The sequence below is a fragment of the Bradyrhizobium sp. NAS96.2 genome (assembly GCF_001908235.1).
Taxonomy (GTDB): domain Bacteria; phylum Pseudomonadota; class Alphaproteobacteria; order Rhizobiales; family Xanthobacteraceae; genus Bradyrhizobium.
The window spans coordinates 14,824-40,163 of the sequence record NZ_LGHK01000020.1 but is presented as its reverse complement, the minus strand read 5'-3'; the positions used below and the strand labels follow the sequence as shown (position 1 = coordinate 40,163).

20 protein-coding genes and 1 riboswitch are annotated in these 25,340 nt (G+C 65.6%); of the genes, 10 read left to right on the top strand and 10 right to left on the bottom strand.

Annotated elements, in window-relative coordinates; translation table 11 throughout:
• Window positions 1-59: 59 nt before the first annotated feature.
• A complete protein-coding gene (locus AC628_RS05315) occupies window positions 60-1,892 on the bottom strand; it encodes a chloride channel protein (RefSeq protein WP_074125686.1) in 1,833 nt (610 codons plus the stop codon).
• A gap of 79 nt (window positions 1,893-1,971) precedes the next feature.
• On the opposite strand from AC628_RS05315, the gene AC628_RS05310 reads away from it, so the two are divergent.
• Window positions 1,972-2,436 carry a MarR family winged helix-turn-helix transcriptional regulator gene (locus tag AC628_RS05310; protein ID WP_074125685.1) on the top strand — a complete coding sequence of 155 codons (465 nt, stop codon included), beginning with the start codon at window positions 1,972-1,974 and terminating at the stop codon, window positions 2,434-2,436.
• A gap of 200 nt (window positions 2,437-2,636) precedes the next feature.
• Window positions 2,637-4,205: a CYTH and CHAD domain-containing protein gene (locus AC628_RS05305; protein ID WP_074125684.1), complete on the top strand. Its 1,569-nt coding sequence runs from the start codon at window positions 2,637-2,639 to the stop codon at window positions 4,203-4,205.
• Between the two features lie 3 nt (window positions 4,206-4,208).
• Here AC628_RS05305 and AC628_RS05300 read toward each other — a convergent pair whose 3' ends face one another.
• Window positions 4,209-5,441 carry an MFS transporter gene (locus AC628_RS05300; protein ID WP_074125683.1) on the bottom strand — a complete coding sequence of 411 codons (1,233 nt, stop codon included), beginning with the start codon at window positions 5,439-5,441 and terminating at the stop codon, window positions 4,209-4,211.
• A gap of 231 nt (window positions 5,442-5,672) precedes the next feature.
• Here AC628_RS05300 and AC628_RS05295 point away from each other — a divergent pair, with 231 nt between their 5' ends.
• Window positions 5,673-6,920: an ATP-grasp domain-containing protein gene (locus AC628_RS05295; protein WP_074125682.1), complete on the top strand. Its 1,248-nt coding sequence runs from the start codon at window positions 5,673-5,675 to the stop codon at window positions 6,918-6,920.
• Window positions 6,921-7,088: 168 nt separating this feature from the next.
• On the opposite strand, the gene AC628_RS05290 is transcribed toward AC628_RS05295, so the two are convergent.
• The gene (locus AC628_RS05290; protein ID WP_074125681.1) at window positions 7,089-7,274 is read right to left on the bottom strand and encodes a hypothetical protein; all 186 of its coding nucleotides are present in this window, start codon (window positions 7,272-7,274) and stop codon (window positions 7,089-7,091) included.
• A 113-nt stretch (window positions 7,275-7,387) separates the two neighbouring features.
• On the bottom strand, window positions 7,388-9,595 hold the full coding sequence (locus tag AC628_RS05285; RefSeq protein ID WP_245321036.1) for a TonB-dependent receptor: 2,208 nt from the start codon (window positions 9,593-9,595) through the stop codon (window positions 7,388-7,390).
• 159 nt (window positions 9,596-9,754) lie between these two features.
• Window positions 9,755-9,952, bottom strand: a riboswitch (cobalamin riboswitch).
• Between the two features lie 112 nt (window positions 9,953-10,064).
• Here AC628_RS05285 and AC628_RS05280 point away from each other — a divergent pair.
• Together AC628_RS05280 and AC628_RS05275 are read left to right on the top strand one after the other, a co-directional pair.
• The gene (locus tag AC628_RS05280; RefSeq protein WP_074125679.1) at window positions 10,065-11,108 is read left to right on the top strand and encodes a FecCD family ABC transporter permease; all 1,044 of its coding nucleotides are present in this window, start codon (window positions 10,065-10,067) and stop codon (window positions 11,106-11,108) included.
• Window positions 11,105-11,878 (top strand): ABC transporter ATP-binding protein, encoded by a 774-nt coding sequence (locus AC628_RS05275; protein WP_074125678.1) that lies wholly within the window; start codon window positions 11,105-11,107, stop codon window positions 11,876-11,878. The genes AC628_RS05280 and AC628_RS05275 overlap by 4 nt, the downstream gene beginning before the upstream one ends.
• Before the next feature lie 201 nt (window positions 11,879-12,079).
• Here AC628_RS05275 and AC628_RS05270 read toward each other — a convergent pair whose 3' ends face one another.
• Window positions 12,080-14,089 (bottom strand): SPFH domain-containing protein, encoded by a 2,010-nt coding sequence (locus AC628_RS05270; protein ID WP_074125677.1) that lies wholly within the window; start codon window positions 14,087-14,089, stop codon window positions 12,080-12,082.
• 233 nt (window positions 14,090-14,322) lie between these two features.
• Window positions 14,323-15,177, bottom strand: coding sequence for an SDR family NAD(P)-dependent oxidoreductase (locus tag AC628_RS05265; RefSeq protein WP_245321035.1), 855 nt, complete (start codon window positions 15,175-15,177; stop codon window positions 14,323-14,325).
• Window positions 15,178-15,263: 86 nt separating this feature from the next.
• On the opposite strand from AC628_RS05265, the gene AC628_RS45145 reads away from it, so the two are divergent.
• Together AC628_RS45145 and AC628_RS05255 are read left to right on the top strand one after the other, a co-directional pair.
• Entirely contained in the window at window positions 15,264-15,443 is a 180-nt protein-coding gene (locus AC628_RS45145) for a RidA family protein (RefSeq protein WP_245321034.1), read from the top strand.
• Between the two features lie 228 nt (window positions 15,444-15,671).
• Entirely contained in the window at window positions 15,672-16,049 is a 378-nt protein-coding gene (locus AC628_RS05255; protein ID WP_074125676.1) for a hypothetical protein, read from the top strand.
• 93 nt (window positions 16,050-16,142) lie between these two features.
• Here the strand turns inward: AC628_RS05255 and AC628_RS05250 are convergent, their stop codons facing one another.
• From AC628_RS05250 to AC628_RS05240, 3 genes are all read right to left on the bottom strand, one after another.
• Window positions 16,143-17,258 (bottom strand): amidohydrolase/deacetylase family metallohydrolase, encoded by a 1,116-nt coding sequence (locus AC628_RS05250; protein WP_074125701.1) that lies wholly within the window; start codon window positions 17,256-17,258, stop codon window positions 16,143-16,145.
• A gap of 59 nt (window positions 17,259-17,317) precedes the next feature.
• Window positions 17,318-19,264 carry a patatin-like phospholipase family protein gene (locus AC628_RS05245; protein WP_074125675.1) on the bottom strand — a complete coding sequence of 649 codons (1,947 nt, stop codon included), beginning with the start codon at window positions 19,262-19,264 and terminating at the stop codon, window positions 17,318-17,320.
• Window positions 19,265-19,386: 122 nt separating this feature from the next.
• Window positions 19,387-20,538 (bottom strand): zinc-binding dehydrogenase, encoded by a 1,152-nt coding sequence (locus AC628_RS05240; RefSeq protein WP_074125674.1) that lies wholly within the window; start codon window positions 20,536-20,538, stop codon window positions 19,387-19,389.
• Between the two features lie 234 nt (window positions 20,539-20,772).
• Between AC628_RS05240 and AC628_RS05235 the strand changes: the two genes are divergently transcribed.
• Window positions 20,773-21,300 carry a hypothetical protein gene (locus AC628_RS05235; RefSeq protein ID WP_074125673.1) on the top strand — a complete coding sequence of 176 codons (528 nt, stop codon included), beginning with the start codon at window positions 20,773-20,775 and terminating at the stop codon, window positions 21,298-21,300.
• A gap of 30 nt (window positions 21,301-21,330) precedes the next feature.
• On the opposite strand, the gene AC628_RS05230 is transcribed toward AC628_RS05235, so the two are convergent.
• Window positions 21,331-22,293 (bottom strand): MBL fold metallo-hydrolase, encoded by a 963-nt coding sequence (locus AC628_RS05230; protein WP_074125672.1) that lies wholly within the window; start codon window positions 22,291-22,293, stop codon window positions 21,331-21,333.
• Between the two features lie 154 nt (window positions 22,294-22,447).
• On the opposite strand from AC628_RS05230, the gene AC628_RS05225 reads away from it, so the two are divergent.
• The gene (locus AC628_RS05225; RefSeq protein ID WP_074125671.1) at window positions 22,448-23,383 is read left to right on the top strand and encodes an acyl-CoA desaturase; all 936 of its coding nucleotides are present in this window, start codon (window positions 22,448-22,450) and stop codon (window positions 23,381-23,383) included.
• A gap of 266 nt (window positions 23,384-23,649) precedes the next feature.
• A complete protein-coding gene (locus tag AC628_RS05220) occupies window positions 23,650-25,212 on the top strand; it encodes an FAD-dependent monooxygenase (protein ID WP_074125670.1) in 1,563 nt (520 codons plus the stop codon).
• The last annotated feature ends 128 nt before the right edge of the window (window positions 25,213-25,340 follow it).

Sequence of the window (25,340 nt, the reverse complement as noted above, 5' to 3'; positions counted from 1 at the left end):
TTCGCGCTTTGGCGTTGCCGCCCGGCGGAAATTTGTTCCGCCAGGCAAGCCATCGCGGTCTATCGTGCGCCGAAGAACGCCGTCTTCTGGGTCTCCTCGGCCTGCAGCCTGGCGCGCACGCGCATCAGGTCCTTCCAGCCGATATAGCCGACCAGGCGCTGGTCCTCGCGCGAGATCACAGGCAGATGCGAGACATTGACCTGCATCAGGCGGTCGGCGAGTCGGTCGAGATATTCGTCGGGATAGGCAACGGTGATCTTGCTCCCCGTTAGCAGCTGGCCGAGCGTCGCGGTGCGATGCTTGCCCGCGCGGCGCCAGCGCAGCACGGAGGGCGGGTCGATCACCCCGAGCACGTGATGGTTGGCGTCGACGACCGGAAAGCTCGGATGACTGGTCTTCGGGTCGGTCAGGAAGGCTGCCGCGCCGTGCAGCGTCATGGTGTCGGCGACGCTCTCGACCGCCTTGGTCATGACGTCGCGCACGCGCGTCAGCGCGAAGGGATCGACGCGATACTCGCGGACCAGATGATGGCCGCGCCGCGCCACCTTCTCGGTGAGGATCGAGCGCCGCATCAGCAGCACCGTGACGCCATGCGCGCTGCAGCAGGCCGCGATCAGCGGCAGCAGCACGTGGGTGTTGCCGGTGAGCTCGACCGCGAAGAAGGTCGCGGTCAAGGGCGAGCGCATCGTGCCGCCCATCGTCGCCGCCATCGCCAGCAGCGCCCAGAAGCCGGGGCTCGCGGCCGGCAAATAGCCGCTCAGCGCCGTTCCCATCGCGCCGCCCATGATCAGCAGCGGCGCCAGCACGCCGCCCGACGTGCCGGAGCCGAGCGCGACCGACCAGATCACGGCCTTCACCACGAGCAGCAATAGCGCGGCCTTCAGCACCACGTCGCCGCTCAGCATCGACGCGAGATTGTCGTAGCCGACGCCGAGCGCCTGCGGCTCGATCAGGCCGCCGAGACCGACGACCAGGCCGCCGATCAGCGGCCACCACATCCAGTGGATCGGCAGCTTCAGGAACAGGTCCTCGAATCCGTAAACCAGCTGGGTGAGCACGCCCGACAGCAGCCCGGAGAGGATTCCGATCAGCATCCAGGCGCCGAGCTGCAGCACCGAGATGTCGACGCTGCCCGTGAACGGAAACAGCGGCGCCGGCATGTGCAGGAAGGTGCGCCCGACCGCCGCCACCACGGCGGCGACGGTGACGGGAATGAAGCTGCGCGGCGTCCATTCGAACAGCAGCAGTTCGACCGCGAGCATGATTGCCGCAATCGGCGTTCCGAACACGGTGGTCATGCCGGCGGCGGCGCCGGCCACCAGCAGGGTCTTGCGCTCGTTGTCCGTCACCGGGAGCATCTGCGCGATCAGCGAGCCGATCGCGCCGCCGGTCATGATGATCGGGCCCTCGGCGCCGAACGGGCCGCCGGTGCCGATCGAGATCGCTGACGACAACGGCTTGAGGATCGCCACCTTGGGATCGAGCCGTGAACGGCCGAGCAGGATGGCTTCAATGGCTTCCGGGATGCCGTGCCCGCGGATCTTCTCGCTGCCGAAGCGCGCCATCAGGCCGATGATCAGCGAGCCCGCGACCGGCACCAGCACTGTCCAGAGGCCGAGCGGCGAGTTCTGCAATTTCAGGTCGGCGAAGCTGAACTTGCCGAAATAGGCGATATTGGTGGCGAGCTTGATCAGCTCCAGCAGGCCAGCGCCGGCCAGCACGCCGGCGGCGGAGACAAACACGGCGATCGCCGAGATCACCACGACGCGCGGATCGGTGGTGAAGTCGCTCAGAAGGTGACTGGCCTTGTCGCCGATCTTGGCACTGGTCTTGGCACTGGTCTTGGCACTGGTCTTGGCAGCGGTGCTCGATTTGGTGGAAATGACGCTCATCGGTGGCGGAAGGCTCGCGTGTGACGTGGACGGGCGCGTCATATCGTATTGCGATATAATTACAAGCGGGTGAGAGCGAATGGCAGCGATGAAGAGACCCCCGAAATCGCCGGCCAAATCCCCGATCAAGGCCCGAAAACGGGTTCCCAGCCAGGTCGATTACGAGGCGCTGTCGCAATTCCGCTATCTGATCCGCCGATTTCTGGAATTCAGCCAGGATGCAGCGAAGGCCGAGGGCCTGACGCCGCGGCAGCATCAGGCCTTGCTGGCGATCCGGGGCTATCCGGGCGGCGGCCCGGTCACGATCGGCGACCTCGCCGAGCGGCTGCGGCTTCGCCACCACACCACGGTCGAGCTGGTCGATCGCCTCGCCGAGGCCGGGCTGGTCGAGCGCGTGCTCGATCCCGCCGACCAGCGACGGGTGCTGCTGAAGCTAACCCGCCTTGCGGCCGATCATCTCGCCGAACTGTCTGCGGTGCATCTCGATGAGCTGTCGCGGATCGAGCCGCTGTTGAAGCAGGTCCTGTCGCGACGATCGGAATGAATGCGTCGTGTGCGACGCTTCGCGCGACGGGCTTCCTCGCCCCTTGGCTGGCGCAGTAGCCACAAACAACTTGACCGGGTAATTTTAGATAAAATACGCGGCTAAATGCACGCTGCGATACGGCGGTGCGCCTTGCCAATGTCATGAAACCTTCATAAACAAAACCGGGGGCGATATCATTGAATGGACGGCGGCCGGTCGTGACCGATGCGGGCACTGCCATTGCTGTCACGCATGGCGATCAGACGGAATTCGAGCTCAAGCTGCTTGCGCCGCAAGGAAGCCTCGAGAAGCTGCGCGAGGCGCCGTGCATCGTGCAGCATGCGCGCAATCGCGGCGCATTTCACCGGCTGGAAACGGTGTATTACGACACGGCTGAGCGCCTGCTGTTTCAGCTTGGCATGTCGTTGCGCGTCCGCCACAGCGGCAAGAGCTTCATCCAGACGCTGAAGCTTCCCCCCAATGCCGCGCAGCCGCTGATGCGCCGCCAATGGGAGATGCCTGTTGGGGGTATCACCCCCGATCTTACGCTATTTCCCGCCGACGAGGTCGGCGATCCCGTTGCGGCGCTGAGCAACGACGCGCTGGTGCCGGTGTTCGAGACGAAGGTGCGTCGGCACGCCCGACAGCTCGATCTGCCCGATGCGTCGGTTGAAGTCGTATTCGACGAGGGGACGATCGAGGCCGCTTCGCGCCAGGAGGTGCTGTCGGAAATCGAGATCGAACTGAAGAGCGGCAATGCCGGCGTCCTGTTCGATCTCGGAACGCAGCTGCTCGACGCGGCGCCGCTGCAGATCGGCACGCGAAGCAAGGCGGAACGCGGCTATGCGCTGGCGTTCGATGTTGCGCCATCCGCAGTGAAGGCCGAGTTGTCGGGCATCACCGCGGAGCTTGCGGTCGACGACGTCATCGCACTGCTGGTGGGCTCCTGCTGGCATCATCTCCTGAAAAATCACGCGGTGGCCGAGCAGGGGACCGACCCCGAAGGCGTGCACCAGATGCGCGTGGCCTTGCGGCGCTTGCGGACGATCTGTGCGCTGTTCCGGCGCGACATTCCATCGCCGGCATTTCTGACGGTCAATGCCGAAGCAAGATGGCTGATGCGGCAGCTCGGCAAGGCGCGGGATTGGGACGTGTTCGCCGAAACGACGATCACCCGCCTGGTCAAAGCGGTTCCGGATATCGATCTCGATGGCCTCCGCCAGGCGGTCGAACAGCGTCAGAAGTCGAGCTACGGCGCCTTGCATGGCGTCCTGGCCGATCCCCGTTGCAGCCGCTTCCTGCTCTCGCTGGGGCAGCTGGTGGAGCGCCGCAGCTGGCGCAACGAGATCGACAGCGAAGCGCTGGCGATCCTGTCGCAACCGATGCCGGTGCTTGCCGATCGAATTCTGCAACGGCTGCATCGCAAGACGTTGAAGCGTGGTGCGCGCTTCCGGCGGCTCGATATCCACGCGCAGCACAACCTAAGGATCAACCTCAAGAAGTTGCGCTATGCCGCGGAGTTCTTCCTGCCGCTTTACGCCGCCCACGCGCCGGCGAAGCGCTACGTGAAGCGGCTCGCCAGGCTGCAGAACAGTCTCGGCCGGGTGTGCGACATTGGCAGCACGCGCGTGCTGCTCCACACCATCGCGCAGGACGACCAGCCTGCGCTGCATCTCGGCATCGGCGCGATGGCCGGCTGGCTGGCCCGCGATCAGATCGCGGTGACGAAAACGCTGCGCAAGAGTTGGCGGCGGTTCAAGACGACGCCCGTATTCTGGGGCCGCTGAGTCCTAACGCGCCTGCGCCTGGACAGCGCCCGCGGAGGCCTGCGGCTTGCGCTCGGTGACCAGCGCGAGCAGCACGGTCAGCACCATGAAGACCACCGAGGCGCCGAACACCCAATGCGGCATGCGCTGGTCCATGATCCAGCCGAACAGCAGCGGGCTGACAATGCCGCCGAAGTTGAAGCCGGTGGAGACGATGCCGAAGGCGCGGCCGGCGGCGCCGGGAGGCGCGGCGTTGCGCACCATCATGTCGCGCGACGGCGCGATCACGCCGCCGAGGAATCCGGCAAGCCCCATCGCGAGCGTCAGCGCGACCGGCGGCAGGTTCATCAGCGCGATCAGCAGCACCAGCACGGCATTGACCGCGAAGCAGGCCGCAGCGAGCTGACTGTGGCGATGGGTCCAGTCGGCGAGATAGCCGCCGGCGAGCACGCCCGCGGCGCTGGCGCCGAGGAACGCGGTCAGCGCGATGTTGGCGGTCGAGAACGATGCGCCGTAACCGCCCATCAGCGCGACGACGCCGAAATTGTTGATGCCCGAGGTCGACAGGCTGAGCAGCGTGAAGAACGCGGTCAGCACCATCAGCGCCGGCGTGATCACGCTGGCCTTCGGTGCCGCGTCGTCCTTCGGCTTGTTCTTGTTGGCGCCGGCATCGGGAATGCCGAGCACGATCAGGAACAGCGCCACCAGCGGGCCGACCGCGCCGGCCACGATCAGCGCGCCGAGGCCGCCGACCGAGGCGACGAGCGCTGCCATGATCGCGGGCGCGACCGCGCCGCCGAGAAAGCCGGCAAAGGTGTGGATCGAGAAGGCGCGGCCCATCCGCGCCTCGTCCATATGGGCCGAGAGGATCGCGTAGTCGGCCGGATGATAGACGCTGTTGGCGAGGCCGAGCAGCACGGCACAGACGATCAGCGAGGTATAGCTCAGATGCAGGCCGAGCCCGATCAGCGCGCAGCCGCCGACGGTCAGTCCGACCAGCAGGATTTTGCGCGCGCCGATATGGTCGGCGAGGTAGCCGATCGGCGCCTGGGTCAGGCCCGAGACCACCGCGAACACCGTCAGCGCGAATCCGAGTTCGACATAGCCGACGCCGAGCTGCTGCTTCAGGAACGGGAACAGCATCGGCAGCACGAAGATATGGAAGTGGCTGACCCAATGGGCGACCGAAATCCCGGTCAGGGTACGCAGCGCGCCGTCGGCTTTCGCTTGCTGCGGTGCGGCCAGAATATCGACCATTGCTGATACAACCCGATTTTACAGCGCGTTTTCGAGCGAAGTGGTACCGGTTCGCGTAAAGAAAACGCGTCAAATAAGAAGCAAAGCCCGGCAGGGCGGGCCGAAAATAGAGGCTGGCCGCTAATTGTCCATGAACGCAGGCGCATGGCTGCCCCCGGCACGGGCGTGCCGGATCGACACATGCGGCATTAAAGGCGGCGACAAAGTGCGGCCGCGCGGTGATGATCGGTCATGATCGACGCCAAAAAGCCGCTCCGCGTGCTGGTGTCGGAGGGCTCCAGCACCTCCGGCCGCGAGGCGATCACGATCCTGGGACTGGCCGGCCATCACGTCGAGGTCTGCGATCCCTCGCGCTGGTGCCTGGCGCGCTATTCCCGCTTTGTCCGCAAATATCACCATTGCCCGCCGCTGCGATCGGATCCGGCCGGCTATCTCGGCTTCGTCGAGCGCCTGCTGACGTCGCGGCATTTCGATGTGCTGCTGCCGACCCATGAGCAGGGCTTCCTGTTCGCCCGTGCCGCAGCGCGGCTGACATCGCATGCCGGCGTCGCGCTGCCGGATTTCGTCGTCTATCGCGCCGTGCACAGCAAGGCCGGCTTCAGCCGACTGCTCGATCAGCTCGGCCTGCCGCAGCCGCCGACCCGGATCGTGCGCTCGGCCGACGAGCTGCGCGACGGCCTGCGGTTTCCATCCGTGGTCAAGACCTCGGTCGGCACCGCGAGCCGCGGCGTCTGGTTCGTGCGCGATGCCAGCGATCTCAACCGCGCGCTCTACGATCTCGAATCCGCCGGCGATCTTGCCGGCGAGGTGCTGGTGCAGGATCTCATCACCGGCACGGTCGAGAAGGCGCAGTCGGTGTTCTGCCGCGGCACGCTCATTGGCTTCCACGCCTACCGTCAGATTGCGGCCGGCGTCGGCGGTGGCGAGGCGATCAAGGAGAGCGTGAGCCGGCCGGCGATCCGCGCCGCGCTCGAGACCATCGGTGCGCATCTCGGCTGGCACGGCGCGCTCTCGGTCGACGTCATCATGCCGCTCGACAGTGCGACGCCGCTGTTGATCGACTGCAACCCGCGGCTGGTCGAGCCGATGAACGCGTACCAGTCCGGCACCGATCTGGTCGATCTCTTGCTGCGCGTCTCGCTCGGCGAGACGCCGGCGCCGCTGGCCGAGAGCCGCGCCGGCGTGCGGACGCATCTTGCGATGCAGGCGCTGCTCGGCAGCGCATCGCGCGACGGCACGCGGCGCGACCTGATCCGGGAATGCGGCCGCATCGCCGCGGGCAAAGGCCTCTATCGAGGAAGCGCCGAGGAATTGACGCCGCTCCGGCTCGATTGGCTCAGCGCCGTGCCGCTTGGGATGACGGCCGCGCTGCTGCTGGCCTCGCCGCCGATCGCCGCGTCGCTGGCGCGCGGCGGCTTCGGCGCGCATCTGCTGGATCGCGGGAGTATCGAGATGATCGAGGGGGAAGACTTCTGTTAGCTCCATCCCCACGTCGTCCCGGGCAAGCGAAGCGCGACCCGGGATCCATAACCACCAGCGGTGATTGTTACGACCCGCTGGGGCCACAGCGCGCTTCAACAATTCAATCCTGTGGTTATGGGTCCCGGCTTTCGCCGGGACGACGAGGGGATGGATGTCGGGCAGCCCCTACAACGGCTCGTCATCATTGCCGTAGCGGTCGAGCTTCGGCGTGGCGATGTCGCCGTCTTCATAATAGTCATCGTCCTGCGGCGCTGCTTGTAGCGGAGGCTTCGTCGCCTTGTCGTCGGTCTTGTCCTTGATCTTGTCGTTGATCTTGGCGCCGCCCTTGCTCGTCTTTCCGGCCTTGGCCATGCGTTTCCCCTGCACGGGTCAAATCAGCTAAGGGAATTCTACCCCAGTTTGCTGGCGCTGGTAATGTGGGAGACAGCGCGACGGGGGACACACCCGCCGCGCCGGATCACGCCTTAAAACGTCGCGCCGGCCTTGACCATGTAGCTGCGGCCTGGCAGCGGATAGGCCGAGAAGCGGCCATCCGCAAACGTGCTCGCGATGGCGTAGTCGTAGTAGAGCGCGTTGAACAAATTGTTCACGCTGAGCGACCAGAAGAAGCGGTCAACTTGCCCGCTCAGCTTCAAATCGGCGGTGGCGTTGCCGGGAATCCGGCTCTGGGTGTTGGCCTGATCGTTGTCCATGATGCGCGAGCTCCAGGCCCGCACCGTGGCGTCGAACACCAGATAGTTCTGCCAGATATTCCAGGTCACGCCGAGATTGCCGGTGGTACGCGACACCAGCGGCACGTCGTTGCCGGCCCAGATCCCTTCGCGGAACACTGCGCGGGTGATCGCCATGCCGCCGCGCAGCGTCACGGTGTCGCTGACCTTCAGCGAGGCGCTGGTCTCGCTGCCATAGCGGCGGGTCGGGTCGAGGTTGGTATTGTAGAACAGCACGGGGTTGAAGTGGATCTCGTTCTCGAGATCCATCAGATAGACGCTGGTCTGCACCTGAAACAGATTGGTCTTGATCCGGAAGCCGCCCTCGACGTCCTGCGAGGTCTGGGTCTTGAGCTGGAAGGTCTGCGGGATCGGGGCGAAGGTCAGCGGATCGAATGACGGGCCCGACGCGACGCGCTCGTCGACGTCAGGTGTGCGGAAGGCGCGCGCGGCGCGGCCGAACACCGAGAAGGTGTCGGTGAAGCGATGCTCGACGCCGACATGCAGCGCGTATTGCGTCTCATTGCTGTCGAGCGGCGCCGCCTGGGTGTCGAAGGCGAACGGTGCATTCGGATCGTAGCGATCGCGCGCCGAGACATTGGTGTTTTGCACGCGCGCGCCGTAGGAGAAGTCGGTCGTCGGCAGCAGGCCGAGCGTGTGCTGCCAGTAGCCGGCCACGGTCTGCTGCTCGATATTGTAGATGTGGTAGGGATCGACGCCCTGATAGGCGCCGCGCGCCTCACGGAACGTGGAATCGTAATAGTCGATGCCGGTCAGGATCGTGGACGGCATCCCCAGCGCGACGTTCTTGACGCTGAGGCGCGGTGTCAGCGACCAGGTCTGCAGCGCGGCGTCATTGTAAGTCGAGGCGAAGCTGATGGTCGGCACGGTGCCGAAGAAGCCGCTTTGCGTCTCGCGCTGCCGCCAGCCGCCATCGACGATGAGGTCGACGCCATTCACCAGCGTCTTGGTGAAACCGGCCGTGACGCTCGCAGTCTGCTGATTGGCGTAGTCGAAGGGCGTCGCCGCGCCGCGGCGATCGGTCAGCAGCTCGTTGACGCCGATCGACGGATCGACCAGCCGTCCGCCGGGCAGGCCGAGCTTCTGGTCGCTGCCGGTGACGGTAAGGAAGGCCGTGAGATCTGAGGCCGTGTAGTTGACGTTGCCGACGGCATTGCGCTGGTCGAGCGCATTGTTGACGCGGTAGCCGTCGGACTTGATGCCATTGCCGTAGAATGAGGTCGACCACGGTCCCGAATTGAGCGCTGCCGAGACCGCGGCCATGCGGGTGTTGAACGAGCCGTATCCGCCCTCGGCCCGGATCGTGGCCGGTGGACCGCCAGCGCCGGTCTTGGTGATGATGTTGACGACGCCGCCGACCGCGTTGTCGCCATAGAGCACCGCGCCGCTGTTGCCTCTGACGATCTCGATGCGCGCGATCGAATCGAGCGGGATCGTGGTGAGATCGAAGCCGGCCTTGTCGACGTCGTTGAGGCGGCGGCCGTTGAGCAGGAACAGCGTGTTGTCGGAGGCGAATGCGCCGAAGCCGCGCAGGTCCACCGCGGTCTTGGCGCCGTTCGGCCCGCCATAAGGCGTTTGCAGCTGCACGCCCGGCACCTGCGCGAGAATCTCGGGCAGCGACTGCACCGGCGCATGCGCGATGTCGTCGGCGGTGATCACGGTCGAGGATGAGCCGACAATGCCGGCGAACTGGCGGCCGCCGGCAGCGCCGCCTGTTCCGGTGGCGAGGCCGGTCCCGGTCGTGCCCGATCCGCTCCCGCTGCCCGTGTTGCTGCTCTGCGCGGTGCCTGGCGCAGGGCGGTGCGGCGCCGGCGTTTCGTCAGCCGCCGGCTTGGCACGCGTAAAATTCTGGTCGCCCGGCTTGGTGACTTCGATCGCGGGAAGCTGATCGGGAGCCTGCTGCGCCCGCGCGGTTGAAATGATGATCGCCGGCACGATCATCGTCGACGCGAGCAAAAGCGCGCGGCGCCGATGGGGTGGGAAGGAGAACATAGGCGAGACCTCGGTAACGTCAGTGGCACGTCACCGCGAACCAGTCTCACCATGTGCTTGCAGCATCAGGTGAAGTTCATGCCTGTACTCCCCGACCGGCATCCTCGCGTGTGACCACGGCTGACGGCAGGTCTCCTGGCTCGCGGGTCGTTACCCTTCGTCGCCTTCCCAGGACCGAGTTTCCCAGTGGCATCTGACGAAGGATTCACCGCATACAGTTGCGGGGGCAGCCGCGGCCTTGGGGAAGTTTCCCCGAACCGCATTCCCTTTTCATCTCATCAAAGAACCGTCATGTTCATCTAGGGTTCGGCCGGGCAGCAAAGTCAATCCGGCGGCAGCCGGGCGGCGCTCAGGCAGCCCCGGTTTTTGTCGAGTGTCGCTTGTCTGCCACGGCGATCGCTGTAAGAGCATGGATCCAATGAGCGTGCAGGATTTTGCCTTGGCGACCGAGGTCGCGACGCGGCGCCGGTGGGGCGCCACCGCGGCGCTGCTCGCGCTCGTGGTGCTGCTGAGCGTGCTCTCGCTCGGCATCGGGCCGGTGCAGCTGTCGCCGCTTGCGGTGATCGAGGCGCTGTTCGGCGGCGGCAGCGACGTGGCGCAGGTGATCGTGCGCGAGATCCGCCTGCCGCGCACCATTCTGGCGTTCGCGATCGGCGGCATTCTCGGGCTATCGGGCGCCGCGCTGCAGGGCCTGTTGCGCAATCCGCTGGCCTCGCCATCGCTGTTCGGCGCGCCGCAATCGGCGGCATTCGGCGCGGTGCTGGTGATCGCGCTGGGCCTCGCCGATGTCCGCTCCTACGCGCTGCCGGTGGTGGCGATCATCGCCGCATTCGGGTCGGTGTTCGCGCTGCTCGCGATCGCCGGCCGCAATGCCGGGCTTCTGATCCTGATCCTCGCGGGGCTCGCGATCTCGAGCTTTGCAGGCGCCGCCACGGCGCTGGTGATGAACCTCTCCAGCAATCCCTTCGTGGTGCTGGAGATCGCATTTTGGCTGCTCGGCTCGCTCGAGGACCGCAGCTTCCAGCACGTGGCGCTGGCGCTGCCTTTCATCATTGCAGGCGCCGCCATCCTGCTCAGCCAGGCGAGCGCGTTCCGCGCGCTGACGCTCGGCGAGGAGGCCGCGCAGAGCCTCGGTGTCGATGTCGGACGGCTGCGGCTCTTCGTGATCACGGGCGCCGCGCTCGGCGTCGGCGGTGCGGTCGCCGTCACCGGCACGATCGGCTTCATCGGTCTCGTCGCGCCACATCTGATGCGTCCGGTGATCGGCCACGATCCGGCGCGGCTGCTGGTGCCGAGCGCGCTTACCGGCGCCGCGCTGCTGCTCGCGGCCGACATCGCGGTGCGCATTATCCCCTCGACCTCGGACATCAAAGTCGGCGTGCTGACCTCGATCATCGGCGTGCCGTTCTTCCTTTACCTCATCATGCGCGAACGCCGCGCGCTCGGTGGAGGCGTGGCATGACGCTGCTCTCCGCCACCGGCCTCAGCGCGTCGCTCGGCAGCCGCAAGGTGTTGCACGAGATCTCGCTGTCGCTCGCAGCGGGCAATCTGGTCGCGCTGGTCGGTCCGAACGGTGCCGGCAAGACCACGCTGCTGCGCGCGCTGGCCGGGCTGATCCCGTCGGACGGTGAGATCCGGATCGGCGGCGACGCGCTGGCGTCGCTGCCCTTGCGCGAGCGCGCCAAGCGCTTCGCCTATCTGCCGCAGGGCCACATGGTGCATTGGCCGTTGCCGGCGCGCGACATCGTCGCGCTCGGCCGCTATCCGCATGGCGCGACCGACCCGGCGCGGCTGTCACCGAGGGATGTCGAGGCGGTGCTGCGGGCGATGCAGGCGGTCGATGTCGAGGCGTTCAGCGACCGCCGCGTCACCGAGCTGTCCGGCGGCGAGCGCAGCCGCGTCGCATTGGCCCGGGTGCTCGCAGTCGAGGCGCCGGTGATCCTTGCCGACGAGCCGACCGCCTCGCTCGACCCGCGCCACCAGATCGACGTGATGCAGAAGCTGCGCAATGTCGCCGACACCGGCGTGCTGGTCGTCGTGGTGACCCACGATCTCGGGCTCGCCGCGCGCTTTGCCGACCATGTGCTGGTGCTGTCCGAGGGGCGGCTGGCGGCGCAGGGCGCGCCGGCGGAGGCGCTGTCGGAGAGCGTGCTCGCGAGCGTGTTCCGGGTCAGCGCCTACCGCGCCGAGTTCCAGCGCGAAGCCGTGATCGTGCCATGGGCGGACGTGTGATGATGTGGCGTTGCCACGAACTCGCTGCACCTCTCCCGCTTGCGGGGGAGGTCGCATCGCATCAAAGATGCGATGCGGGTGGGGGCTCTCTCCACAATGCGATTCGCGGAGAGAGCCCCCACCCCAGCCCTCCCCCCGCAAGCGGGAGAGGGAGCGCACTTCCTTGCGGCAGCTCTTCGACCTCATCGCATTATCGCGGCCTCACTGACCATTAGTCCGGCGCGCGGCCTTCGGGGCCTCGTCCTTCAGCTTCTCCAATGCGCCGGGCATCATCTGCCCGAACATCGAGCTCAGCATCGCGGTCGGGATCAGGCCGGCGCTGTTGCTCTCCGCGCCCTGCCCGCCCGACATCAGGAATTGCGGCACCAAGGGCTGATTGATCCGCGTCAGGGCGTCGGCGAACTTCGCGAAGTTCTGCTCGGCAAGCCGGTATTCCGGCCCGCCATAGGCATCGACCGACAGCTTGGTCGCCTGCGCGTTCGCGGTGCCGACCGCCAGCACCCGGTCGGCCTCACCCTGGCCTTCCAGCCGTGACTGCTGGCCGACCGCGGCTGCGGTCACCTTGCGGGTCTCGGCATCCTTCTGCGCGCGGGCCAGCGCCGCCGCGCCCTCGTTCTCGTTGACCTTGACCTGGATCAGCGACTGCGTCAGCGCCGACTGCGCCGCCGCCGTCGCCTTGGCCTCGTTCAACGCGCGTTCCTGCACTGCGGCCTTCTCCTGCTCCTGATAGGTCTCGATCTGCTCGCGCGCGATCTGGCGCGAGCGGAGCTGGATCAGGATGTTCTCGATGGTGTGGTCGCCGGGCGCCGCGCGCGGCGTGCCGATCAGGACCTCCTGAAGGTCGAGCGAATAGCTCTCGAACCTCGCCTTCATGTCGTGGGCCGCTTCCGCCTGGATCGCGGCCCGGTTCTGCAACAGCTCGATCAGCGTCATCTTCTGCGCGATGTTCTTGAAGAACGCAGAGACCATCGGGTCGAGCGTCTGCTCGACCAGCTTCTTCACGTCGCCGAAGCGCTGGATGATCATCGGCGCCTTCTTGTAGTCGATGTGCATCACCACCGAGAGCGGCAGCGTCGGCTCGAACGCGTCCTTGGTGATCAGCGAGATCTCCGACAGGTTCTCGTCGAGTTTCATCGCGCCGACCTCGCCTCGCATCCATTTCAGGATGAAGTTGACGGTCGGGATCACCTCGATCTTGCCGGCATAGGTGTTGAAGGCGTATTTGCCCGGCAACAGCGGGTCCTTCCAGACGCCGCGGCTGCCGTTGAGCACCAGCTCGCCATGGCGATACTGCTCGCCCGAGACGTCATCCGTGCGCGGGCCGGTGTAGAAGATGACGACGCCGACATTGCCGACCGGGATCACGGTCTTCGGTACCGCCTCGACGGTCGCAAACAGCCGGTTGATGTACCAGGTGCCCTCGACAATGACCTGGAGCTGGCGGCCGCGATAGCCGCCGGCGCTGAGGAATTTCTCCGGCTCCTGGAAATTGTTGTGAAAGGTCGCGGCATCCCGCAGCTCGATACCGACCTCGGGCGCGATGATCTCGCCCGGAGGCAGCGACGGGCCGTCATGCACGGTGACGATGCCGACCAAATCGTGGTCGGCCGCCAGCACGACCGGGGCAAAGCCCCAGCGCTCGGTGATCGTGAGCTGCATGCTCTCGAGCACACCGCGCTCGCGCTCACTCAAGGCGTGACCGTAGACGCGCTCGTCGGTGATGACGGCGAACTGTGTGGTGTTGATCGCATAGGTGCCCTCGCGCAGGATCTTGCGCTGCGGACCCTTCTGGCCGCCGCCGAGCAGGAAGCGGCGCGCGTCCTGGAAGTCCGACTTATCCTCGGTGTCGTTGGCGCCGAGCACCTGCGACGGCTCCAGCGCCGCGCCGTCGCGCGCGAACACATAGGCGATCTTGCCCTGGCCGACGGTCACGAGGTCCGAGCGATGGATCCGATACATGAGGGGAAACATCACGTGCAGACCGCCGCGCAGCACCTCCGGCTCATAGCCGGCCTCGCCGTTCAGCGCGATGAAGCCGTCATCGATCGAGCCCTTGGTCGACCACAACTTCTCGACGATGCCGACCTGATTGTTGGGAATGTAGCGAAATACGTTCGATACGCGCAGCAGGATCACGATCGCGATCACGACTGCGGTCCAAATGGCCGGTTGGGTTAAACCCAAGCCATTAAGAAAACCGACGAAGTCCATAGTCCGTCTCCACAATTCGCAATTGGGCGGTTTGGGGACCCAAACCTGACCCAAGAATTGCGGTGCGGACATGTGGTGCGGCCATGGCGGCGCAAGGCATGAACTTTATTCGCACTGCCAATCTTTTTTTGATGACGGAATGAACCGCAGCACTGGTGGCGCGACATCGATCGGCGCGAAAAGCATGCTGCGATTGCGCATCATTCGCAGCAGCTGGTGGACGGGCCGCGTGCTCAACGTTTCGGGTTGCGCCCGCGGATCCGGTCAAAGCCTTGCTTGATTGCGGCGAAGCGCGCGTCGACCACCGGCTCGAATTCGAGGTCGGTGAAGATATAGGGCCAGTCGTTTTCGACGCCTTCGCGGACGAGTTCACCGACATACATGGGATCGATGCCATCGGAGATGCGTTGGCGGACCTGATTGATCCGCTCGGCAAGCGGGCCCGACGTCGGCAAGGTACGCGTCTCCCCCTCGAAGCGCTTGGGAAGGTTGCGCCTCGAGTCCATGATGTGCGTGCGGATGAACCCGGGACACAACACTGACACGCCGATCCCGCGAGGCGCGAGTTCCTGCCGCAGTCCCTCGGACAGCGCGACGACGCCATACTTCGAAACGTTGTATGCAGTGCTCGCCCCTGAAATAATGCCAGCGAGCGAGGCCGTGGAGACGATGTGTCCACCCTCGCCATGCTGCTCGATCAACGGCCCGAAAATCTCGATCCCCCAGATGGTCGCCATCAGGTTGACCTCGAGGGTCCAATTCCACGACGCGTCGGTCCAGGTGCCATAGGGGCCGCCGCCGCCGACGCCAGCGTTGTTGACGAGGATATGCACCTTGCCGTAGCGGGCCGTCGTGGCTTCGGCGGCGGCCGCGAGTTCGGCCTTGAGTGAGACGTCCGCCTTCACGCTGTCGACATCGGCGTTGGTGCGCCTCAGTTGCTCGAGCGCCGCGGACAGAGCCGCTTCTTCAATATCGCAAAGCATGACCTTCGCGCCCGCCTGGGCGAGAGCGGTCGCGATCCCCAATCCAATGCCCGACGCTGCACCGGTCACGAACGCGGTCCTTCCAGCAAGTTCCTTCACGCGCATTCTCCCCCGTGCAAGCGGACACCCTCGCCCCAAAACGCCGAGTGCGAGCGGACGCATATGACCGCACTTTGAAGCGATTGGGAAGTGTGCGGGATGTCCGCGCTCGGCCCCTGGCCGACTTCATTCAGACCGGCTTCCATGTCGCCTTCATGAAGGCAAAGCGCTTTGGCCCTGACGTCGGCACGCATGCACGGACCGCGATCGGCGTCGCCCACCTTCCACTCAACTTCCCCGTCGTCATCGCAGCCGAACTTGCCGTTCGCTGACCTATCGGAGCGCAGCGCGCTACGACGAGCTTCCGCCAATCGAGGTAGTCCGGAAGTGATGTCACCGCGGTTGCGCTGGCTGGTGGTGGAAATGGCGAGGCGCGCGCATGATCCAATCCGGTACCGCCGACGTCAAATCGCCACGTAGCCTTTCGAAGCATCGAAGCATTCCGCGGCGCGTCCCGACGTCCGTGAAGAACTCAACCGTCGCCAATGAGGAGTTGCGAAATGACTAGAGACAGCACATTCGCGCTGGGCGCATTCGCGGCACTGTATCTGGTGTCATCCGCCGCGGTTGCGCAAAACGCGCCGCCAACGTTTGAAGGGGACCCAGACGTCTATAAGGTGATCTTCGAGGATCAAAACTTTCGCGTCATCGAGACGGTGCGAAAGCAAGGGGTCCATGACAAGGTGCATGGCCATCCTCTTCCGTCGGTTCTCTACCACCTGACTGATTGCGATACGAGGCTCTACGCAGCTGACGGAAAAACCACGGATACCCACACCAAGGCCGGAAGCGTGAATGCGGTCCCCGTCATCGCTTCACACTCGTCGGAGAATATTGGCCCGGCAGACTGCCGGCAGATTTTCATCGAGCGCAAATAGGACGACGCTTCGGGAACGCCCGGGCTCTCGTCGCGAGGCCGCCTCGACGTGGCGGCCTCGTTGCTTCCGAGTAGTGGGGTGACTGCCTGCCACCTACACGGCCGAGCTATGGCCGCGCGTCAATGAGGCCGCGTCCTGCTTCGGATGCCACCAGCGGCCGCCGATCACGACGCCTTCCGACGCGATCTTGCGATCGCCGGTCAGATGTTCGCCGACCACGTCGACATAGTCGAACTGACCTTGCCTGATCGAGAGCAGCGTGGCGTCGCCGACGCTGCCCGGCTTGAGGCTGCCGAGCTCCGGCCGCCGCAACGCCATCGCGGCGTTGACGGTGGATGCCGCGATCACGTCCGGCAGCGGCATCCCCATGCAGAGGAATTTCGACATCGTCGTCACCTGGTCGAACGCCGGACCGTCGATGCAGAGCTGATGGATGTCGGACGAGATGGTGTCGGGTGAGAAGCCGTTGGCGAGCATCGCGCGCGCGGTCTTGAAGGCGAACGAGCCCTTGCCGTGGCCGATGTCGAACAGCACGCCGCGCTCGCGCGCCTCCAGCACGCTCCTTTTCACCGTGCCCTGCGCGGTCGCCGGCGTGTTCGGGAACGGCCGGAACGCATGGGTCAGCACGTCGCCCGGGCGCAGCCGCGCCAGCACCTCCTCATAGCTCGGCGGCGGATGATCGATATGCGCCATCAAGGGCATGCCGACCTGCTCCGCCACTTCGAGCGCGATCTCGAGCGGCACCAGCCCCGAGGTGCCCGAGGCGAACAGCCCGACGCGGACCTTGATGCCGACGATGAGGTCGCGGTTCTCGTCCGCGACGCGCGCGGCATCGACCGGATTCATCAGCCGCAACTCCTCGCTCTCGCCGACCATCACCCGGTCCGAGAAGCCGAAGATGCCGGCATGCGAGACATGCAGATAGGCGAGGATACGGACCTGGCTCGGCTCGATCACGTGCTTGCGGAAGCCGGCGAAATTGCCCGGGCCGGCGCTGCCGGTATCGACCGAGGTGGTGACGCCGGAGTTGCGGCAGAATTCCTCCGCGTCGATGCCGAGCGAGGTGCCGCCCCAATAGACATGGGTGTGCAAATCGATGATCCCCGGCGAGACGATCAGCCCGGAGACGTCGCGGACGTCGGTCACCGCATCGAGCTTTTGCGACGGGTCGATCACCCGTCCGCCGCGCAGAATCAAATCGAAAGGCATCGTCATCTCCGGATTTCAGTCCGGCACGATGGTCGACTTCGACGGCGCCTGCAAGCGGCTCAACCGACGCGGGCCTGATGGGAAACCGGCGTGGTCGCCGTCGTCACCTGATCCGCGCTGTTGTCTGCATCCCTGTCCGTATCCTTGTCCCTGTTCTTGGCGGACGCGACGATCGCCGCAATGGCGGGGTTATGCGCCGCCTCCGAGGCGGCAATGATTTCCTGGGCCCAGCGATACGACGACTCGAAAATCTCCTGATGGCGGTCGAAGTCGGTCACGTCGACGCCATCGGGCGTCGGCGGGCGCATCACCATGTCGAGCGGCGTGGTCGGCAGCGTGTCGTAGCGCTGATGCGCGACGAGGCTTCGCCACAACACATTGACGGCACTCGGCGCGGCCGGAAGCGACTTCCGCCGGAACGGCATCAGCAAGGTCGCAAGCAGCTCGAACCTTCCCGGCAGCGCGGCGTAGTCGACGTCGAACATCTCGGTGGCCGGCTCGCCGAAATGGACCACCAGATTCGGGCCGCTCTTCATCTGGTGCATCTGCGCCAGCGGAACATTGTCGACGAGGCATCCGTCGACCAGCATCAGACCGTCCTTCGTGTAGAACGGCGGCAGTAGGCCGGGAATGGCGCTGGATGCGCGCACCGCCTGCCAGAGCAGGCCGGTTCGGATCAATTCGAGACTGTGCGTCGACAGATTGGTGGCGACCGCCGCGAACGGCCGCCAGCAATCCTCGATCCGGCAATTGTGGCCGTATTGATCGGCAAGCGCCGCATCGAAGGCCTTGTGGTCCAGCAGTGCATAGCGCGGCCAGGTCGGGCGGCGGAAGCTGCGGCTGGAGACGAAGATCTCATGCGTGCCGCGCTCGAGATGCTCGGCGTCGTAGTTCTTGGCAAAGCCCGCCGCCATCGCCGAACCGACGCTGGTGCCGACGAAGATGTCGAACATGGCGCCGCGCTCGCGAAAGGCCTTGTAGACCCCGACATGCGCGGTGCCGAGGCTGCCGCCGCCGCCGGCGACGAACCCGACGGCACGGCCGCACAGGAAGCGCACCAGGCTGTCGATATCGATCTGGTCCTCGAGCGCGACATGGTGGTGCATGAAGCAGGGCAGCCGAGCGAGCCAGGCCGCGGTGCCACTGACCTCGTTCTGCCTGATGTCATGAACGCGCACCAGGCGCCGCGCCGACGCCGGATGCACGGCGCAGGCGAAGCTCTCGAGCTCGGTCAGATCAGGCGTCGGCGCCGGGCCGCGGCAGGCAAACACGACGAGGTCGGCCTGGCGGATGGTCTTGCGCGCCCATTCCGATGCTTCGGAGCCGCCGAAATAGGCCACCAGCGGCGCGTCGTACTCGATCCGGTTGAGCCAGTCGGCGACCTCGGAGGCATCAAGCGTGCGGCCGGGAAACATCGCCTGGACGCGCGCGAGGTCGACGATCTCGGCACCGGCGGCGGCGAGGCCCTGGCGCAGCCTTTGTTCAAAGGCGGCCGGCACCGGCTCGCGTCCGCCCGAGATCAGCGCGACGGTGCGCGCCTTCGGTGACGTCCGGACCGGCAGCAGCCGCGCGGTCTGGATGGCAAACCGCTGCGCGAGCGCGGCCAGCAGCGCCTCGACGATCCCTGGCGTTTCCTCGACAAGCCGCGCATAGGCCGCGCGCGTCAACACCAGCACGCTGCTATCGCGGATCGCGATCACATTGGCCGTGCGCGGGATGTTGGCGAAGAAGCCGATCTCGCCGACCAGTTCGCCGGCGCGAAGCTCCGCAATCGGCTCGGGATGATCGGTCCGGTACACGGCGAGCGCACCGTGCAGCACCAGGAACAAGGCGTCCGAGGCGCCGCCCTGCTCGACCAGCAGTTCGCCGCGCACCAGGTCGCGCCGGGTCATCGCGCCAAAGGCGATCAGCCGCTGCTCCGCGCTGAGCGTCCTGAACAGCGGGAAGTCCTCGGACAGGTTTCCCCACGCAAACGTTGCACTCGGCGGCACGCGGTTCGACTGCATGATCGGATGTTAGCGCCAGGCCGTCGTCCCGGCGAGCGATATCAGAGCATGATCGGCAGCACCCGGCCGCTATTCCCTTGGGAGCACTGCAACAGGAATTGCAGCACTCCCATTTGCCTGCCTCACCCCACCAGCTCCGGCCACGGCACGATGGTCGACTTCACCGTCTTCATCGCCATTGCGTCCGCGACCGCCTGCGCGACGCCGTCCTCGGTGAACGGATAGATGGTCTGCATGTCGAGCCAGGGATATTTGTCGCGGGTGCGGTAGAGCATGTCGACGCCGAGCGGCAGATCGTTGCCGGTGAAGCCCCAGGAGCCGAGCACGTTGAGGTCCTTGGTGCAGATGCGATGCCACGACGTGTTGATCGAGCCGGCATCGGTGAACTGGCCCATCTCGACATAAGTGCCGCCGTCGCGCAGCATCTCGATGCCTTCGGGTCCCGCGGTCGGATGGCCGGAGCAATCCATCACGAGATCGGCGCCGAAGCCGCCGACGATGTCGCGCGCCGCCTTGATGCGCGCCTCCGGCGTCTTGAGCTGCTCGATGTCGACGGTCGCCTCCGCACCGAACTTGCGCGCCAGCTTGAGCCGCGGATTTTCCGGCGCGCCGACGCAGATCACGCGCCCTGCCCCCATCTCCTGCGCGGCGGCCACCGCGAGGATGCCGATCGGCCCGGAGCCCTGGATCACCACCGTGCCGCCCCAGGAAAAGCCGCCGGCGCGGGTGGCGCGGTTGAAGGCGCGGATGCAGGAGGTCAAGGGCTCGGAGAGCGCACCCAGCCGCAGCGACATGTCGTCGGGCAATTTGTAGATCTTGGTGCCGGGCAGCATGTCGAGATCGACATAGACATATTCAGCCCAGCCGCCCCACATGTGAGGCGCCTTGTCGAAGCCGAGATAGCGGCCGTAATACACCGGCGTCAGGCACTTGTTGGCGCTCTCTGGATAATGGATGCAGTAATAGCAGCGGCCGCACGGCATCAAGGGCGGGATCATCGCCTTCGATCCCACCTTGAGCGGCTTGCTCATGAAGTCTTCGGTGAACTCTGGGCCGCATTCGACGATCACGCCGCCGAGCTCGTGGCCGAGCGTGAACGGCCATGGCAGGGGCTTCGGCCAATGTCCCTTCAGGATATGCAGGTCGGTTCCGCAAACCCCGCAGGCGCCGACCTTGATCAAGGCCGCCTTTTTGCCGATTTCCGGCCATGGCACGGTCCGGATTACGGGCTTGGCTCCAGGTCCATCATGCGTGCAAACGCGGATCTGCTCCATCGGTTCGCTCTCCCTGTCCTTGTCGTTGGGCCGGGTACGGCCGCTCCGAGTTTAGGTCAGGACGATTGGGATGTCATGAAGGCCTGTCATGAAGGTCTTCATGACTGACCTTGGCGGGACGAGGCGCTTCAAGTCTTGACGGGAGTATTTTTCCGCAAGGAAGCATCGCAAGAAACCATCGATTGTGAACGCAGCTGAGTGCGCAGAAGTGAGTAGCATTGCGGGGACGACACCATGAATGCAGGTATCGAAGGTATCGTTGGCATGTACGTCAAGTTGGGCGAACTGGACACGCTGCAACGCATGAAGGAGCATCGGCAGAACCTGCTGGAGCAATGCGTCGATACGGCGAATTTCAGCTTCGATGTGACGCGATCGATCTACCGAAGCGACCTCGAGGTGATCGAAGCCGGCATCGAGAGCCTCTCAGGCGAGGTCACCGGCCATGTCGACGTCTTCAACGAGAACAGGATCGCGGGCTGGGCCCTGTACGACCAGCATCCCGACAAACGGGTGACGATCGATATCTATTTCAACGGCGAGCTCGTTGCCGAGGTCGTCGCCGATCAGTTCCGCAAGGACCTGCTCAAGCTCAACAAGGGCGACGGGCACCACGCCTTCATGTTCGAGCCGCCCGCCGGGTCCTATCAGCCGCCCATGCAGCTCGAGATCCGCGCGGCGAAGCGCAAGGTGCTGAAAGCCGTGACCGTTGAACCACCAGCGGTGACGGTCGAGCCGGCCATGGACGCCGAGGCCAAATAGCGCCTCACCGCACAGCTCCCGCGGAGATCGTCAATTCATCGCGGTGCCGTCGGGGGCAAAGCCCTCGACCTTGGCCGTGATCACGAACGACATCAGGTCGTGCCCGATCACCAGCGGCCCCTGATAGGTCGTGCGCGTCCGTTTCAGCAGGACGTCCTCTGGCACGTCCTGGGTCGGCGGCTGGCTTGCGAACACGATGTGCGAATAGACCGCAAGCTTCGGCTTCGCCTCTGCGAACATCTTGCCGGCCTCTTCCGGCGAAGTGTGATGGTTCTCGATCGCCCGGTAGTTCGGATAGGCCTTGAACAGGTCGGGATCGATGACCGCGACCTCGTGGATCAGAAGGTCGGCGCCCTCGGCCGCCTTCGCCACCCGCTCGTCCGGCTTGGTGTCGCCCGACAGCACCACCTTCTTGCCGTCATACTCGACGACATATCCGAACGACGGCTTGATCTTCTCGCCGTGATTGACCTCGATCGCGGTGACCTTGACGCCGTTCTTCTCATAGACGGGACCCGGCTCGATGTCCTTTGCCGCAAACGCGACACCCGAAGGCGGATAGTCCTCATCATCGACGCGGATACGGATGTCCTCGGAGAACGCCTTGGTGAGATTTTCGGTCATCGCCACCGTGCCCTTCGGTCCGAAGATCACCATCGGCGTCTTGCGCGAGCCGTACGGCGTGCCGATCCATCCCGTCAGCCACATGTCGGGAAGGCCGACGAGGTGGTCGGAATGCAGATGGGTGATGAAGTGCGCCGTGATCGCGCCGATCGGGATATTCTTCTGAAACAGGCGGATCGTCGAGCCGCGCCCGAGATCGAAGATCAGCTTCTCGGGCCCCGCCTCCACCAGCGTCGAGGCGCTGAAGCTGGAGAGCCGCGGCGTCGGCGTTCCAGTGCCGAGCAAGGTGACGCGCATCTCGGCAGCACGTGCCATGCCGCAGCCTGCGAGGATGGCCGCGACAAGCGCAAGCCACGGTTTCAGTCGCATGATTGAACGTCTCCACCCCATGAGCCTACTCATTGTCGAGGCTAGGTGAACTCGCCGGGGTTGCCAATGCCTGCTGCGACACGACGGACGGGCGCGGCGGATTGACAGTAACGGCAGCTCCATCCCAAGCTGCGGCACAATTTCAGGTTACGGAATGAAGCTACAGCCCGGCTCCGAACGAATCTTCGCGGACGAGCGCACCGACCCGCTGGATGGACGCGTGCAATGGGCACCGGCGAAGTCGCTGTGGCTCGGCAGCATGACCGCGGGCGCGATCATCTTCGGGCCGCTGCTGTTCTCGTGGAGCGCATTCGCGCTGTTCATCGTGACCAGCGCAATCACCCTGTGCTTCGGACATTCGGTCGGCATGCACCGCCGCCTGATCCATGCGAGCTTCGACTGCCCGTTGTGGCTGGAGCGGCTCTGCGTCTATCTCCGCACGCTGGTCGGGATGGCCGGCCCCTACGGCATGGTGCGGCTGCATGATTTTCGCGACTGGGCGCAACGTCAGGCGGCGTGTCACGCCTATTCCTGCCACGCGGCCGGCTTCTGGCGCGATGCCTGGTGGCAGCTGCACTGCACGCTCGTGCTGAAGCACCCGCCGCTGTTCCGGCTCGAACCGCGGCTCGCGGGTGATCGCTTCTATGCATTCGTCGAGCGAAGCTGGATGTGGCAGCAATTGCCCTGGGCCTTGCTGTTTTTTGCAGTCGGCTCGTGGAGCTGGCTGGTCTGGGGCATCTGCGTCCGGGTCAGCGTCTGCGTCACCGGCCACTGGCTGATCGGTCATTACTCGCATCGCAGGGGCGGACAGACGTGGGTCATCGAGGGCGTTGCAGCCCAGGGCTACAATGTCGGCATCGCCGGGCTGATCAGCATGGGCGAAAGCTGGCACAACAATCACCATGCCTATCCCGGTTCCGCGAAGCTCGGGCTGCTGCCCGGCCAGATCGATCTCGGCTGGTGGCTGATCAAGGCATTCGAGGCGGCAGGTCTCGCGCGCAACATCAAGACGCCGGACAATCTTGCGCCGCGCCCGGGCGCGCGCCGCGTCGACGGCCCTGATGACGCCGGTGCGGTCGCCAGGACCTAGCGAACGCGTTGGTGCCGTCCGCCGCGCGAGTTGCAGATCTGTCTAGATGCCGCTATATCGCCCCCTGTCGGAAAAGGCAGACTTGGTTTGGTAAGCCCAAGTCCTTTCGCGAACGAAGTCCTTTCGAAAGCGAAAGCTCTGGTCTCCTGCCTCGTGCACGGGATCCCCACGACGAACACCGGACGCCATCAAGGCGCCCATTGTTCGTCCGTGTGGTTCTCAACCCGACGAACCGCTCCGGTCGAACACCGACAAAGGAGCCGTTCATGCCCAACCACCACCACCTTCTCCATGATGTCGTGATTGCCGGTGCCGGCCCCGTCGGCCTGATGCTCGCCTGCGAGCTGCGGCTTGCAGGACTCTCGGTCCTGGTGCTCGAGCAGGCCGCGGACCCGCGCTCGCCGTTGAAGCGGCTGCCGTTCGGCATGCGCGGCCTGTCGGCGCCCACCATCGAAGCCTTCGATCGTCGCGGTATGCTGGACGAGATCGCGGCGCTCCAGCGTGCGATGGATAGCGCAGGCAGCAACGCGTCGAACGCCGCGCATTGGATGCAACAGCCGCGCCGCCCGGCGGGCCATTTCGCCGGCATCCAGTTTTATCACGACGATATCGACACGTCGAAATGGCCATTTCGCCTGCCGAGTCCGGCCCGCACCAGCATGGCGGTCGACATGGCGTCGCTCGAATTCGCCCTCGCCGCTCGCGCAACCGGGATGGGCGTCGAGGTCAGACGCGGCACGGGCGTCGAGGCATTCGAGCAGTCGGATGACGGCGTCGCCATTCGCGCCGGCGGCGAAACTTTCCATGGACGTTGGCTGGTCGGTTGCGACGGCGGCCGCAGCACCGTGCGCAAGGCGGCCGGATTCGACTTCGCCGGCACCGAACCCGAGTTCACTGGTTATTCGACTGTGGTCGAGATCGCCGATCCGGGCAAGCTCGCCGCGGGCCGCCACTACACGCCGACGGGCATGTACACGTACGCGCGCCCCGGCGTCATCGCGATGGTCGAGTTCGACGGCGGCGCGTTCCACCGCACCCAACCGATCACCTGCGAGCATGTGCAGGCCGTCTTGCGCCGCGTCTCCGGCACCGACGTCACGTTGACGGCGCTCCAGCTTGCCACCACCTGGACGGATCGCGCCTGTCAGGCGACGGAATACCGGAAGGGCCGCGTGCTGCTCGCCGGCGACGCCGCGCACATCCATTCTCCGTTGGGCGGCCAAGGGCTCAACCTCGGACTCGGCGATGCGATGAACCTCGGCTGGAAGCTCGCGGCCACGATCCGCGGCGACGCGCCGGCGGATTTGCTCGACAGCTATTCGCGCGAGCGGCGTCCGGTCGGCGCGCAGGTTCTCGACTGGTCCCGCGCCCAGGTCGCGCTGATGCGGCCGAGCCGGAGTTCGCGCGCGCTCGAAGCCATCATCCGCGATCTGATCGCAACGCCCGACGGCGCGACATATTTTGCCGAGCGGGTGTGGGGCGTTTCGCTACGCCACGAACTTGGCGGCGGCCATCCGCTGGTGGGCCGCAGCGCGCCGAATTTCGAGCTCGCTTGCGGGATGAGACTTGGCGAAATGCTCAGAGGCGGGCGCGGCCTGCTGCTGGACTTTAATCCGCGCGCGCCCTTGCGAGCGCTTGCCGACCGCTGGCGAGGCCGGATCGGCTATGTCGCAAGCGACGCCAGGGATCGGCTGGGCTTGACCGCATTGCTGGTGCGCCCTGACGGACTTGTGGCCTGGGCCACAGAAATCGAGCCGGATCTGAAGGAGACTGCTCGAGCCGCGACGCGATGGTTCGGAGAGCCTGACGCGGCATATCAAGGAGACTGACGCCTTTGGGTACGGCGCAGGCGAACGTCGCTGACGCTCTCGCTCCGTGTCCGGGTTCCATTTCACAACCGTAACGCCCCGTTAACCCTATCAGCTTTAGGGTCATCGGGGCTCCGAATGGACGGTGG